Source organism: Rhodococcus sp. RS1C4 (assembly GCF_002258225.1).
Classification (GTDB): domain Bacteria; phylum Actinomycetota; class Actinomycetes; order Mycobacteriales; family Mycobacteriaceae; genus Rhodococcoides; species Rhodococcoides fascians_E.
Genome location: NZ_NOXZ01000031.1, coordinates 197099 through 209026, shown reverse-complemented (window position 1 = coordinate 209026; position 11928 = coordinate 197099). Strand labels below are relative to the sequence as shown.

22 protein-coding genes are annotated in these 11928 nt (G+C 65.0%); all 22 read left to right on the top strand.

Annotated features, from left to right (window positions below; genetic code table 11):
* Positions 1–4 precede the first annotated feature (4 nt).
* The 22 genes from CH289_RS16145 (at position 5) to CH289_RS16055 (ending at position 11923) form a co-directional block, all read left to right on the top strand.
* Positions 5–409 carry a hypothetical protein gene (locus CH289_RS16145; protein ID WP_094728160.1) on the top strand — a complete coding sequence of 135 codons (405 nt, stop codon included), beginning with the start codon at positions 5–7 and terminating at the stop codon, positions 407–409.
* A 74-nt stretch (positions 410–483) separates the two neighbouring features.
* Positions 484–921, top strand: a complete 438-nt coding sequence (locus tag CH289_RS29035) for an HNH endonuclease signature motif containing protein (RefSeq protein ID WP_094728159.1) — start codon at positions 484–486, stop codon at positions 919–921.
* Complete coding sequence (locus CH289_RS16135; protein WP_143545087.1) at positions 918–1490, top strand: 3'-5' exonuclease family protein; 573 nt, start codon at positions 918–920, stop codon at positions 1488–1490. The genes CH289_RS29035 and CH289_RS16135 overlap by 4 nt, the downstream gene beginning before the upstream one ends.
* Complete coding sequence (locus CH289_RS16130) at positions 1490–2260, top strand: hypothetical protein (protein ID WP_094728157.1); 771 nt, start codon at positions 1490–1492, stop codon at positions 2258–2260. The genes CH289_RS16135 and CH289_RS16130 overlap by 1 nt, the downstream gene beginning before the upstream one ends.
* A gap of 148 nt (positions 2261–2408) precedes the next feature.
* Positions 2409–2789, top strand: a complete 381-nt coding sequence (locus CH289_RS16125; RefSeq protein WP_094728156.1) for a hypothetical protein — start codon at positions 2409–2411, stop codon at positions 2787–2789.
* A 4-nt stretch (positions 2790–2793) separates the two neighbouring features.
* Positions 2794–3597, top strand: a complete 804-nt coding sequence (locus CH289_RS16120) for a hypothetical protein (RefSeq protein WP_094728155.1) — start codon at positions 2794–2796, stop codon at positions 3595–3597.
* A complete protein-coding gene (locus CH289_RS16115) occupies positions 3590–4051 on the top strand; it encodes a zinc finger domain-containing protein (RefSeq protein WP_094728154.1) in 462 nt (153 codons plus the stop codon). The genes CH289_RS16120 and CH289_RS16115 overlap by 8 nt, the downstream gene beginning before the upstream one ends.
* Positions 4048–4197 carry a hypothetical protein gene (locus tag CH289_RS28330; protein WP_179276818.1) on the top strand — a complete coding sequence of 50 codons (150 nt, stop codon included), beginning with the start codon at positions 4048–4050 and terminating at the stop codon, positions 4195–4197. The genes CH289_RS16115 and CH289_RS28330 overlap by 4 nt, the downstream gene beginning before the upstream one ends.
* On the top strand, positions 4194–4757 hold the full coding sequence (locus CH289_RS16110; RefSeq protein WP_094728153.1) for a RuvC family protein: 564 nt from the start codon (positions 4194–4196) through the stop codon (positions 4755–4757). Before CH289_RS28330 ends, CH289_RS16110 begins: the two co-directional genes overlap by 4 nt.
* A complete protein-coding gene (locus tag CH289_RS16105; protein ID WP_094728152.1) occupies positions 4754–4954 on the top strand; it encodes a hypothetical protein in 201 nt (66 codons plus the stop codon). The genes CH289_RS16110 and CH289_RS16105 overlap by 4 nt, the downstream gene beginning before the upstream one ends.
* Positions 4951–5166, top strand: coding sequence for a hypothetical protein (locus CH289_RS16100; RefSeq protein ID WP_094728151.1), 216 nt, complete (start codon positions 4951–4953; stop codon positions 5164–5166). Before CH289_RS16105 ends, CH289_RS16100 begins: the two co-directional genes overlap by 4 nt.
* Positions 5166–5306 carry a hypothetical protein gene (locus tag CH289_RS28325; protein WP_179276817.1) on the top strand — a complete coding sequence of 47 codons (141 nt, stop codon included), beginning with the start codon at positions 5166–5168 and terminating at the stop codon, positions 5304–5306. The genes CH289_RS16100 and CH289_RS28325 overlap by 1 nt, the downstream gene beginning before the upstream one ends.
* On the top strand, positions 5303–6508 hold the full coding sequence (locus CH289_RS16095) for a hypothetical protein (protein WP_094728150.1): 1206 nt from the start codon (positions 5303–5305) through the stop codon (positions 6506–6508). The genes CH289_RS28325 and CH289_RS16095 overlap by 4 nt, the downstream gene beginning before the upstream one ends.
* Positions 6505–6810, top strand: coding sequence for a hypothetical protein (locus CH289_RS16090; RefSeq protein ID WP_094728149.1), 306 nt, complete (start codon positions 6505–6507; stop codon positions 6808–6810). Before CH289_RS16095 ends, CH289_RS16090 begins: the two co-directional genes overlap by 4 nt.
* Complete coding sequence (locus CH289_RS16085; protein ID WP_094728148.1) at positions 6803–7039, top strand: hypothetical protein; 237 nt, start codon at positions 6803–6805, stop codon at positions 7037–7039. The genes CH289_RS16090 and CH289_RS16085 overlap by 8 nt, the downstream gene beginning before the upstream one ends.
* Positions 7036–8019 (top strand): hypothetical protein, encoded by a 984-nt coding sequence (locus CH289_RS16080; protein ID WP_094728147.1) that lies wholly within the window; start codon positions 7036–7038, stop codon positions 8017–8019. Before CH289_RS16085 ends, CH289_RS16080 begins: the two co-directional genes overlap by 4 nt.
* Positions 8020–8272: 253 nt before the next feature.
* Entirely contained in the window at positions 8273–8500 is a 228-nt protein-coding gene (locus CH289_RS16075; RefSeq protein ID WP_037106183.1) for a hypothetical protein, read from the top strand.
* A 4-nt stretch (positions 8501–8504) separates the two neighbouring features.
* Positions 8505–8645: a hypothetical protein gene (locus CH289_RS28320; protein ID WP_170945274.1), complete on the top strand. Its 141-nt coding sequence runs from the start codon at positions 8505–8507 to the stop codon at positions 8643–8645.
* Positions 8645–8983, top strand: a complete 339-nt coding sequence (locus tag CH289_RS28755) for an HNH endonuclease signature motif containing protein (RefSeq protein ID WP_256977251.1) — start codon at positions 8645–8647, stop codon at positions 8981–8983. Before CH289_RS28320 ends, CH289_RS28755 begins: the two co-directional genes overlap by 1 nt.
* On the top strand, positions 8980–9486 hold the full coding sequence (locus CH289_RS16065) for a hypothetical protein (RefSeq protein WP_094728146.1): 507 nt from the start codon (positions 8980–8982) through the stop codon (positions 9484–9486). Before CH289_RS28755 ends, CH289_RS16065 begins: the two co-directional genes overlap by 4 nt.
* A gap of 225 nt (positions 9487–9711) precedes the next feature.
* Positions 9712–10209, top strand: coding sequence for a phage terminase small subunit P27 family (locus CH289_RS16060; protein ID WP_037106412.1), 498 nt, complete (start codon positions 9712–9714; stop codon positions 10207–10209).
* A complete protein-coding gene (locus tag CH289_RS16055; RefSeq protein ID WP_052060054.1) occupies positions 10184–11923 on the top strand; it encodes a terminase large subunit in 1740 nt (579 codons plus the stop codon). The genes CH289_RS16060 and CH289_RS16055 overlap by 26 nt, the downstream gene beginning before the upstream one ends.
* Positions 11924–11928 lie beyond the last annotated feature (5 nt).

Below are 11928 nucleotides of genomic sequence, written 5' to 3'. Positions count from 1 at the left end.
CGCAATGTCTGACCGCCCGCTCATCGACGCCGCACGCGTGAACTTCTCCGGTATGTCCGAGGAGTCGTTCGAAAACCTCGGCGAGGACAACATCGGCGAGATCCGAGTCTTCACCGTCCGCTGCCGTGTAAAGGGTTTCAGCTCAGTCGATATGGCCGAGTCCGGTGTCCGTCGCTCCGCAAACCTGAAGGTGCTGAAGGTGATGGAAGGCGTCACCAAGAAGGTGCTCGAGGACGACGACGACCAGCCGTCGCTCTACGACGCGGACCCGGACGAGGACGAGCCGACCGATCCCGACGAGGTCGCCCACGAGCCTGAGGATTCCACCGACGACGACGAGGACCCGGACGCCGACGAGCCGTCGAACGTCACCAAGCTCGCCAACCCCGCGTTCTCCTCCCAGGACTAACCCACCCCACCCAGGGCGCGGGCCGGCGCCGCTGACCACCCGCGGCGCCGGCCCGCCACCAGAACGGAACACCAATGGAGCTCTCCCAGACGCAGGCCGAAAGGTTCTGGTCAAAGGTAGACCGGCGCGCAGCCGATGAATGCTGGCCATGGTTGCGTTCCACCCTCGCGGGCGGATACGGGCGCTACCGACTGCCCACGAAACACGTTCTTGCGCACAGATTCGCCTATGAGCTCGTAGTCGGTCCAGTTCCAGAAGGGCTCACCTTGGACCACACATGCCGCAACCGCATCTGCGTGAACCCGTCACACCTCGACCCGGTCACCATGCGCGAGAACACCCTACGAGGCGAGTCAGTCCCAGCCGTCAACGCCCGAAAGACGCATTGCGTCCGGGGTCACGAATTCACGACGGAGAACACCTACCCAATTCCTGCCGGTGGTCGCGCCTGCCGAACCTGTCGACAGATCGCTCGTCGCGCCCACCAATCCAGAAAGGCTGCTATCTCATGACGAACCCAATTGTGTTCCTAGATTGCGAGACAACATCGCTTCGCGCGGATCGCCTCCCGTGGGAGGTGGCGCTCATACGCGTCGACGAGCTCGACGAAGGCCCCTCGGTACGCCAGATCCGCATGTTCATCCTCGACCCCGACCTATCCCAGGCAGACCCGTTCTCGCTTGACGTCGGCAAGTTCTACGAACGGCACCCGCAGCCCCGCGGCCTGTACACGCTGGGCGCCGGACTCAAGCACTTCGATCTGTACGAAGAGATCGAAGCGATGCAGCTCGTCGAGCAGTGGACGCGCGGCGCGACACTCGTCGGCGCAAACACCGCATTCGACGCCGCACTGCTCGAATCCCGCATCCGCTACCACGGCGGCTGCCCGTCCTGGCACCATCGTCTCGTCGACGTCGAGAACCTCGTCGCCGGCCGGTTGCAGTTGCTCGAGGACAACCGACTGGGATCGCTGCAGTCCTGCGCGAACGTTATGGAGATCTCGTACTCCGACCTCGACCTGCACACCGCCATGGGTGACGCCGAGCTCGCGCGCCGCGTCTTCGACGAGGTGTTCTCCTGATGTCCGAGCTCATCACCATCGTCTGCGCTCGCGGTATTGGTGAAGGCCTCGGCGTCCCGACGGTCCTGTCTCTCGTCACGGATCCGCTGCCGAAGAATCGGTTTCGTGTCGTGCACCTGGCGCACCGCTCGGAGTACGGTCCGATCCCGAACCCGCTGGGGCAGGCGTACATCAAGACTCGGCAGGAGGCGATGCGTCTCGGTCTCGACGAGCTCCACCGCCGCGTGACCGGCCCGTTCATCCTCGACGGGTATTCAGGCGGTGCTGACGCGATGGGCGACCTTGCCGACGAGATCGGCCGTGGTCTGCACGGGCCGTACCTCCGCGACAGGATGCTCGGTGTCGCGCTCATCGCCGACCCGAAGAACCCACGCCGCGATCTACGGCAGCAGCAGTGGGGCGTCGCCGGGAACCGATTGATCCACACCGCGGCACCCGTGTTCCGTGCCAACGATCCCGCCGACATGATCCCGTTCTGCGACGCCGACTCACCGCTCCGCACGTTCGCCGACCAGACCGACGGATTCAGCCTCACCGATCTCGTCGGCTGGGGCCTCGGCATGGCCGCCAAGATCCGACTGCAGCAGTTCCAACAGATAGGCGTCGACTGGCGCAACCGCGAAGCAGTCCGCGACCTCTACACCCGCGCAAGCCAGCAGTTCAACGGCTACCGCACCGGCGACCACACCTCGTATCACCGACGCATCGAACCCGGCACCCGGAAAACGTACGTCGCCAATATGACCGACAAGATCGCGAGCCTCGTCTAATGCCCGCTGACATCTGCATTAAGTGCAAAGGTGCCGTCATGTGGGGCCGCATTCCTGGCGGCGGGATCATCTACCTCCACGTCGAATCAGGCACCACCGAGCACGACGAAGGGTACGACCCCAGCTCCGAGTTCTCGGAGGTGACCTAATGCCGATCCGTCCTGAGAACCGCGACCGCTACCCCGAGAACTGGAAGCAAATCTCGCACCGCATCCGCTTCGGCCGAGCATCCGGCCGCTGCGAATGCGAAGGCGAGTGCGGCCGAGGCACACACACCGGACGCTGCCCCAACGTCCACGGCGCTAAGGCCTACGGCACCGGCTCGACCGTCGTCCTCACCACCGCGCACCTCAACCACACACCCGAAGACTGCAGCAGCTCGAACCTCCGCGCGATGTGCCAGGCATGCCACCTGCACTACGACCTCGCACACCACGCAGAGACCCGGGCAGCCACGAAACGAGCCGAGCTCGAAGCGTCCATGGACACCCTGTTCGAGCCCGCAATGACCCCAGAAAGGAGGAATTGACCCCATGGTGTGGTTCAACGTCGACGACACCCTCGCGTTCCACCAGAAGACGATCCGAGCCGGAAATCCGGCGATGGGACTGTGGGTCCGCGCCGGCTCCTGGTGCGCCCAGACACTCTCCAATGGGTTCGTTCCGACGGCTATAGCGCGCTCGCTCGGCACTCCCGCGCAGGCTCGCGCGCTCGTCGCAGCGGGCCTTTGGAATCAACTATCCACAGGCTATGAGTTTCACGAATACGGAGAACGCAACCGCACGAAGGAAGACGTCGAGACCGTACGAGAAGCGAACCGTCGCAGGAAGGCTGAGCAGCGGAAAAAGAAAAATGTCACGTCGGGACAGCCGGAGGACGTCACGCGGGACAGCGGCACCGTGTCCCAAAGTGACGACCCCCTAATGTCACAGGGGTTGTCCGAGCCCCCTACGCGCGCGTACCAATCCAACCCAACCCAATCCATTCCAATAAGTAATTACGTTGGGAGGGAATCTCTAGTTGGTGAGCGCGCGGGAACTCCGCCACCCGGACGCTGCCCGACACACATCAACCACCCGACCGAGGCGCCGTGCCGCGCCTGCGGCGACGCCCGACGCGCTCTCGAAGACTTCAACCGCCGCCAGGCCGCCGCGGCCGCCGACGCGAAACTCACCCGCCGGCAGGTCATCGACGACTGCGAGTGGTGCGACCGCAACGGCATCCGCGAAGAACCCCGCGACGTCCACGACTACGACCTCCCGGCGATCCGCTGCGACCACACACCGATGTCGATCGAGGACTGGCGAGCACTGATCCCGGAGGACGTCGATGCGTAACCCCGACTTCGAGCAGCTCACCGAGAAAGACCTCGCCGAAACGATCCCGTGCCGGGACTGCGGAGCGCCGAAAGGCCAACCGTGCCAACGCGTCGACTACGACGGCACCCGCCACGAACTGACCAACATGCCCGCCCACATACGCCGCACCAAACGAGCACAACGACTGCAGCGCATGGCATCCGAGGAGAACCTCACCATGAACGACGACGGACTGTTCGAAGTAGCCGAACCCGAATGGGAAGACATTCCCGTGACCCACCTCGGCGACCTCGAACGCGGCCGCACCATCGAGCTCGACGGCGAGCAGTTCACGTTCACCGGCACCAGCCGCGGCGCCGACGAAGACGGCGTGTACATCGACCTGTACGGCCGCGACGCAGCCGGCGTCGGGGTCAAGTTCGCGAAGTACCGCGCCGGCGAGACCGTCCGAGTCAAGGCGGCCGGCAAGTGAGCGCCAACGACGCCCTCGCCCGGGCGCTCGCCTGGGACTGGCCCGCTGCACCACACGTCCCGAGCTCGGCCGAGTGCGTCGAGTCGGTCGTGCGAGATCTCGACGAGCTCGGATGGGTCATCGTCGAGAAGGGCCGGACGTCGTGAGCATCGTCGTCGGCATCGACCCGTCCCTCACAGCCGCCGGAATCGCCCAAATCCACGATCCGGCGACCGCACCCTCCCCGAACGTCCCAAAACTCGTCACCGTCGGCGAGAGCCGCCCGGAAGACGTCACCCTCGTCGGCCGCGCCCTCCGCGTCCGCCGGCAACGCGACCGGATCCTCCGCAAACTCCCCGCCGGCACCCGAGCCGTCGGCATCGAACTCCTCCCACAAGTCAACCCCACACCCAAACAAGCGAGCCTGTTCGTCGAACGCGGAGCACTCATCCTCGACCTCGCCCACTACCTCGCCAGCAAGGGCATCCCCGTCGTCGGAATCAGCGTGCAAGCGATCAAGATCTTCGCCACCGGCGACGGCTCCGCGAAGAAACCACAGGTCCTCGCCGCAATGCGCGAACTGTGGCCCGGAGCGCCGATCAACGGCGACGACAACCGATCCGACGGCCTCGCCATCGCCACAATCCTCAGCCAACACCTGGGTTGGTACGAGCCCGAACTGCCCTGCCACTACGCACCCCGAGTCGATTGGAGCCAACTCCGATGAGCATCCAGTACGGACCTCTCAACCTCGCCCGACTGGTCTGCGACGGGTGCGGTATCGGTCGCGTGTTCGGCGTCGACAGCAGCAACCCCGACGCCGAAGAAGCCAAGGCAACGTTGCGCGGCTGGACTCACGACAGCGCTCAAATACCCCGCCGCAACTGGTGCTCGGAGTGCACCGCCAAGGAAGGCGATCAATGACCAACCCCGAGCAGTCCGCCGAACGCATCGAGACATGCGAGCACCACCTCACCGAACTGGTATCCGAATCCGTCATCGGCTACTGCACACTGCCCGCCGATCACGCGAAGTACGACCTGCCGCACAGCACCAAGATTTCCTGCCAAGCAGCAGACGCCGACGAAAAAACCACCGGCGTATTCGACGTAACGGTCACCTGGAGGAACCCCTGATGAGCGCGTGCGAAAAATGCTGGACACAGGCGTCATTCGACGCACGACTCAAAGGCGGTTCGGTCGCCGACCACTACCAACGCTTGCTCGTCGAGAACGACTCCGACCACACATCTACCGACAGGGAGGAGAACCAGTGAGCAACCCGGAGCAGTCCGTCATCGACCAGATCGACGCCCTCATAGACGAGCAGCTCGACGCCGGCGAACCCATCGGCGGATACGACTACGGCGACCCCGACTACCCCAGGTGCCATCGCTGCCACCGCCACTGGCACGGCCTACCCACCGAGTATGGCTGCCCCGGATCCGGCGTCGAAGGCCCAGAGCTGCCGCCGTGCCCACACTGCGGCCACGAATGGCACGCGGACGCTAGCTGGGCGTCATGCCCGGGGTCGACGTTCATCGGGCCACGAGTGCCGACCTGGCGAGAGCAGATCTACGCCAACGTTTCGCCGGTGTGGTCGGTACCCGACGACCCGTTCGACCCGTCGGCATGGCAGTTCGACGTCTCGCAGTACGGCCCCGAGCCGACTAGAGCACCACTGCCCACGGCAATCGAGATGATCTCGAACTTGCTGACGATGATGGGCGACCTCGCCTTCACTCACCGCCGTTGGCTGACAGGCGACCCACCACCCGAGGCGCGAGGTTTCCAAATAGGGCTGCACGGCCGACCGTACGACTGGGGCGGCAGACACGAAGTCAGACACTCGTTCATCGACGAGATCGGCAACATCGACGTGTGGCCCAATCCTTGGCTGCCCGCGAACCCGTTCGAGACCCGAACCCAACGAGAACCTCGCCCGTGGCTGTACGTGCCCCGGCGCCGCCTAATCCCCGCCTACACAATCGAACCCGGTCCCGTCATCAAGACCTGGGACGGTGACTTCAACTGCACCGGCGAGATCCGGCAGCTCCGAATCACCGGCACCCGTCCCGAGCTCGTCGACGCCACCATGCCGACGCTCGAACCGATCCCGCGATGGGCCACCGACCCCGAACAGCTCCGCTGGGCGCTCACGCACCCCACGATCCCCGACGGCCGCCCTTACGCGTACGGCCGCGATTTTCACATCGGTGTCGGCTCACGCATCGGATGGGACAACGGCGACGGCAACGTCTGGATCGGCACCGTCACCGACACACCCCGCCGGACCTCGCAAGGCTGGCAGATCACCCTCGGCGGCCAAACACCAGCCCACACCGAACCACCCGTCGGAGAAGCCGTCCGCGAGCTCGCCAATGACTGGCGCCGCCGCGACAGCCACCAGCAACCCCCCATGTGGACCGTCAACCCCGGCCGAGAACGCCGCCGCAACACCAGGAGACGACACCGATGACCTACAACGAACATTTCCGCCCCGACCCTGCAGGCCTGCAAATCCCATACGACCAACTCGGACGCTTCGTGCTCCCCACCTACAGCCCGCTCGATGCCGAAGAAATGGCCGACGTCGTCACAGCGTGGCTCCGAATTCGCGGTCCACGCAACAACCGGCCCTATGTGCCACCCACACGCCGCGAACGCATCCGACGCCGAATCCGCCGGATCCGCAACACACCCCGCCGCTACCACGAACGACTCACCATCGCCGTACACGCACTCCGCGGCGACCTCGACGGATGGACACCCGATGAGTGACACAGCGAAGCGACCCACCGACGAACAGCTCACCGAATGGGCCGATCCCTGCAGCCGCCACGTGTTCCCGTCGTACTACGACGAAGACCACCACGAGTACTTGCAGGGCATGTTCGAGGAGCTGATCGAGGCCCGTGCCAAGCTCGCGCGTGTCCGGGGCCTCGCCTTGGCGCCGTTCGAGTCCGTTCCGACGATCTCAGTCGCCCATGCGATCGCGGAACGGCGATGAGCGTCGAGTGCGGCCGCTGCAGCCGCCCCGTCACCGACGGCTACCCAATGTGCACAACTTGCGCGCACTCCCTCGCCGTCACCCTCCGCGAGATCCCAGGCCTCATCGCCGAACTCACACTCACCGGCGCACGCCTCGACAAAATGGGCCGCGCCCGCGTCGGCAGCAAAGGCACCGAAACACCCCTACCTATCCGACTCGACCGAAACGGCATGCCCATCGACAGCAGCCTCCTCAACGCACTCGACCGCTACTTCCGCACCACCGCAACCACCATCGCCGAACAACGCAACCTCCGACCCAACCGTCGCTACATCGTCGAACTCGTCGACGAACTCCGCGCCGGCCGACGCACCGACAACGCCGCCATCAGCCTCATCCCCGCCACACCCGCCGAAATCGCCGCCGTCTGGCTCTCACACCACCCACACTGGCTCCGCACCCTCACCCACCCCGTCGAAACCTACGACCACATCACCGCACTACTCGACAAAGCCCGACGCACAATCGACCGCATGCCCGCCCTCGCATACCGCGGACCCTGCGCCGAATGCGGCGCCAACATGGCCGCCGAAGAAGACGCCGCCCTCGTCGAATGCGGACGCTGCCACACCCGCTACGACGCACGCGAAGTCCGCGACGGACTGTGGGACCAAGTGCACGAATGGAACCTCAACCGGTTCGGAGTACTGCACCACGTCGAGCTGGTCCTCGGCGTGAAGATCCCCGACGGCACATTCCGATCCTGGGCCTCACAGAAACGCATCCGACCCCGCCAATGGCTCTGGCACGGCGAACGCTACGACTTCTGGATCCACCGCAACGCCGAACCCCTCTACCGGGTAGGCGACGGCATCGAACTCGCCAAGCAATGGAAAAAGCGGCCCACAAAGCCAATCCCCACATCGGCGCGTAAAAGACTGTTACACAGTGGAACACACGCACAAAAACACGCCACACCCACACCCCGAACAACTTGAAAATGCCCTGACCAGCAGTCAACATGGAGCCACCGCTGACGACCCGACCCACAAAACAATCTGGGCATCCTCGTCAGACTCGAAAACTTCCCGGCAGTCGCCAGTCAAAGTCACCCACGGCACGGTCCTGATTTCCGTTACGCGCCCATTGGGAATCCAAGCAGAGCAACCCATCGGCCCCTGAGCACTTTCAGGGGACGCCGAGCTGCTGACGACTACCGGGAACCCACACCACTCAGCGAGGAGACCACACATGGCCGAGCGGCACCCATCAACGCAACACCTGCTCGACCTGTTCGCATACGAGCACCTACCGGAGCACCTGCAAGGGTTACCGGCGCGGCTCTCGCGCATGGCACACATCACGGCCGACACCCTCGGCGACGGTCCTGAGCTCACCACCGGTCTCCGCAAGCTCCTCGAAGCGAAGGACTGCTTCGTGCGTCAGGCTGTCATCGACAACCGACCACCCTCGGAGTAGCGCCATGGTTGAGCGTGGACAGCCTTGGCGATGCATCACCGACGGATGCACACGCGGCACCCACGACGAGAGCCACCGCTGCACCGCATGCCGAGCCGCCCTCCGCGAACTCAACGAGCAGATCTTCGCGCGAGACCTCGGCTGATGCCACACGCACCCGCTCGCCTCTGCCCCAAGTGCTCGAAGGCCTTCACCGGCGCGCACTGCCCCCGCTGCTGGAAACCCTGGCGCGGATCCTCCTACGGCAACAGCGGCACCACCCGCCGACAACAGAAGATCCGAGCCCAACAGCTCGCCGACCACCCCATCTGCCAATGGCCCGGATGCGCACACCTCGCCGTCACAGCCGACCACATCCGCAACCGAGCAGCAGGCGGCGACCTCTACGACCCCGCCAACTACCAGTCGTTGTGCCAGCCACACCACGACAACAAGACCCAGACCGAAGCCCGAGCCGGACGACAACGGAAGAAGCACCGATGACCAAGAACCCGCACACACAGACACTCGCGCAGAACATCACCGTCGACTACGACGCGAGCACAGTCGACGTCGACAACACACGCCTGCCATGGATGCTCGCCGCACCCGGCCCCATCGTCACCGCCAACGCCGACCCCGACTCCACCATGGGCACCGTCACCGTCTCCCTGTTCGCCGAAGAGATCACCGTCCGCGGCATACCCACACCAGGCACCGCACGACCCCACACAGGCGCCACCCACGTCCGACTGTGGGACTCGGACTGGAACCTCATTGGCGACATTGACGAAGGCTGGCGCGCAGACCAACCACTCGCGTTCACACTCAGCCGCGAGCACCCCATCGCAAAACTCATCCTCGACCACAACCCAGGCAGCCAAACCGACTACCGACTCACCGTCGACTACGACGGACGCCGCATATGCGGCTACCTCAAGGCGTGGGAGGTCGTCCGTACACGCCTTGGCGACCTCTTCATCGCACAGTTCGTCGAGACCTACTGATGGACACACCGAGGATCTGCCACTGCACCGAGACCAACGAGCCCCACCTCCACGTCACCGGCGCAGGCGGAAGCCACTGGCTCATCACAGCGCCCCACAAGCCCACCCAGGGGTAGGGGCGTCAGCGCCACAGCGCGATCGACCAGCGGAGCCCGACTCGGTGGCGCTTCGTGTGCGCGCTCAGGTTGGGGCGCATGGGGGGGTATCAACCCGAAGGGGGTCACGATGTCAGGTCCAGCGCAGGCGCCGGCGCAGCTCCGGTTGCTCAACGGCCGCGGTGAAGGCCTCGATTCGGGCGGCCGGAAGGTTGCGCCGCCGCCGGACTTCCGGCGGATCCCGCCGAAGCCGCCGACGTGGCTGTCCCGTGAGGCGAAGGCGGAGTGGCGTCGGATCGTTCCGGGGCTGTCGCGTCTGGATCTGACGAAGGAAGAGGATCGATCGTCGCTCGCCGCGTACTGCGAGACGTGGGCGACGTGGGTCGACGCGATCCGCCAGGTTCGGAAGAACGGCATCGTCGTTCAGAACCGCTCGATTCGGAAGGACGGGACCGAATCGGTATGGCAGACAAAGAATCCAGCTATGGCCGTCGCCGAGCGCGCCGCGTATCAGCTCCGAGGGTGGGCGCAGGAGTTCGGGTTGACGCCGTCGGCGGAGGGCAAGCTGTCCGGCGGGATGGGTCGGACCGAGGGCTCGACCGATGACGACGAAAACCCGTTCGCGTGACGTAGAGATCCCGGACGCCGATGAGCTCGCCGCACTGAAGATCTCGCCCGAGGTCGCGTTCTACCTGGTTTCGCGCGGTATCCCGCTGCCTGACTGCCCGCCGCTGATCAAGACACCCGAGCCGCGTGACGAGCCGGGAGCCAGGTTCGACGTGGACCGGGTCGACAAGGTCATGAACGTGTTCCGCCGGCTCCGCCACACGAAGGGCCGCATGGCCGGCAAGCCGCTGATCCCGGACCCGTGGCAGGTCGCCTACATCGTGGCCCCGATCTTCGGGTGGATCCGGTACGACGAGGATCTCGAGCAGTACGTGCGGATCATCCGAAACGCGTACATCGACCTGCCTCGTAAGAACGGGAAGTCGACGATCGCCGGCGGTATCGGGATCTACCTGACCACGGCCGACGGTGAGGCCGGCGCGCAGGTCATCGCCGCGGCGACGAACAAAGCGCAGGCCGGGTTCGTGTTCGATCCGATCAAGGACATCTGCAAGAAGTCGCCGTCGCTCCGTCCGCATGTGAAGCCGCTCAAGGATCGGGTCACGCACCCGAAGACCGGATCGTATTTTCAGGTCGTCGCGTCGGTCGGTGACGCGCAGCACGGCGCCGACCTGCACGGCGCTGTCGTCGACGAGTTGCACCTGCACAAGACGTACGAGCTCGTCGAAGCGATCGAGACCGGCACCGGATCCCGCTCGCAACCGCTGATCGTGTTCATCACCACGGCCGACGAGGGCAAGAAGGACACCGCCTACGACCGGAAGCGGACCATCGTCGAGCAGCTCGCCCGCGGGGTACTCACGGACTCGTCGACGTACGGCGTGGTGTTCGGCGCCGAGGAATCCGACGATCCGTTCTCGGAGGAGACGCAGCGTAAAGCCAACCCGGGATTCGGTGTGTCGCCGACACGTTCGTTCCTGCGGACCGCCGCGAAGAAGGCGCAGAACTCGCCGATCGAACTGTCGTCGTACCTGCGTTTGCACCTCGGGATTCGCACGAAGCAGTCCGCGAAGTACATCAACCTCGGTGCGTGGGATCGGAACGCGTCGATCGTCGACGAGGTCCGGCTCAAGGGCCGCGCCGCGTACGGCGGCCTGGACCTCGGCGCGACGTCGGACCTTACGTCGCTGTGCTGGGTGTTCCCGGACGAGGAGCGCGGCGGCTACGACATGTTGTGGCGGACGTGGATCCCGGAGGAGAACCTCGACTGGTTGAACCGGCGCACCGCCGGATCGGCCGACATGTGGGTCAAGCGTGGATGGTTGACGACGACCCCGGGCAACGTCGCCGATTATGACTTCATCCGGGCGACGATCCAGAAGGACCGAGACCAGTTCGACGTCCGCGAGATCGCGTACGACCGATGGAACGCAACACAGCTCGCGAACGACCTCGTGAAAGACGGGGCGCCGCTGGTCCAGATGGGTCAGGGCTACGCGTCTATGTCGTCGCCGACGAAGGAACTGCAACGCCTGGTGCTGCTCGGCACCGAGGAGAACCCGGTCACTCGGCACGGCGGCAACATGGCCGTCCGCTGGATGGTCGACAACTTCGCTGTAGCGATGGACGACGCCGGCAACGTGAAGCCGTCGAAGGCGAAGGCCGCGGACAAGATCGACGCCGTGGCCGCTCTCATCATGGCTCTCTCTCGTGCGATCGACGAGGTTCCGCCCAACGAAAGTTACTACGAGAACAACGATCTGATGATCGTGTGAGGGGT

Excerpts from the sequence above, each read along its gene's own strand:
- CH289_RS16145 (WP_094728160.1), top strand. The coding sequence starts at position 5 with ATGTCTGACCGCCCGCTCATCGACGCCGCACGCGTGAACTTCTCCGGT.
- CH289_RS29035 (WP_094728159.1), top strand. The coding sequence starts at position 484 with ATGGAGCTCTCCCAGACGCAGGCCGAAAGGTTCTGGTCAAAGGTAGAC.
- CH289_RS16135 (WP_143545087.1), top strand. The coding sequence starts at position 918 with ATGACGAACCCAATTGTGTTCCTAGATTGCGAGACAACATCGCTTCGC.
- CH289_RS16130 (WP_094728157.1), top strand. The coding sequence starts at position 1,490 with ATGTCCGAGCTCATCACCATCGTCTGCGCTCGCGGTATTGGTGAAGGC.
- CH289_RS16125 (WP_094728156.1), top strand. The coding sequence starts at position 2,409 with ATGCCGATCCGTCCTGAGAACCGCGACCGCTACCCCGAGAACTGGAAG.
- CH289_RS16120 (WP_094728155.1), top strand. The coding sequence starts at position 2,794 with ATGGTGTGGTTCAACGTCGACGACACCCTCGCGTTCCACCAGAAGACG.
- CH289_RS16115 (WP_094728154.1), top strand. The coding sequence starts at position 3,590 with ATGCGTAACCCCGACTTCGAGCAGCTCACCGAGAAAGACCTCGCCGAA.
- CH289_RS16105 (WP_094728152.1), top strand. The coding sequence starts at position 4,754 with ATGAGCATCCAGTACGGACCTCTCAACCTCGCCCGACTGGTCTGCGAC.
- CH289_RS16100 (WP_094728151.1), top strand. The coding sequence starts at position 4,951 with ATGACCAACCCCGAGCAGTCCGCCGAACGCATCGAGACATGCGAGCAC.
- CH289_RS28325 (WP_179276817.1), top strand. The coding sequence starts at position 5,166 with ATGAGCGCGTGCGAAAAATGCTGGACACAGGCGTCATTCGACGCACGA.
- CH289_RS16090 (WP_094728149.1), top strand. The coding sequence starts at position 6,505 with ATGACCTACAACGAACATTTCCGCCCCGACCCTGCAGGCCTGCAAATC.
- CH289_RS16085 (WP_094728148.1), top strand. The coding sequence starts at position 6,803 with ATGAGTGACACAGCGAAGCGACCCACCGACGAACAGCTCACCGAATGG.
- CH289_RS16080 (WP_094728147.1), top strand. The coding sequence starts at position 7,036 with ATGAGCGTCGAGTGCGGCCGCTGCAGCCGCCCCGTCACCGACGGCTAC.
- CH289_RS16075 (WP_037106183.1), top strand. The coding sequence starts at position 8,273 with ATGGCCGAGCGGCACCCATCAACGCAACACCTGCTCGACCTGTTCGCA.
- CH289_RS28320 (WP_170945274.1), top strand. The coding sequence starts at position 8,505 with ATGGTTGAGCGTGGACAGCCTTGGCGATGCATCACCGACGGATGCACA.
- CH289_RS28755 (WP_256977251.1), top strand. The coding sequence starts at position 8,645 with ATGCCACACGCACCCGCTCGCCTCTGCCCCAAGTGCTCGAAGGCCTTC.
- CH289_RS16065 (WP_094728146.1), top strand. The coding sequence starts at position 8,980 with ATGACCAAGAACCCGCACACACAGACACTCGCGCAGAACATCACCGTC.
- CH289_RS16060 (WP_037106412.1), top strand. The coding sequence starts at position 9,712 with ATGTCAGGTCCAGCGCAGGCGCCGGCGCAGCTCCGGTTGCTCAACGGC.
- CH289_RS16055 (WP_052060054.1), top strand. The coding sequence starts at position 10,184 with ATGACGACGAAAACCCGTTCGCGTGACGTAGAGATCCCGGACGCCGAT.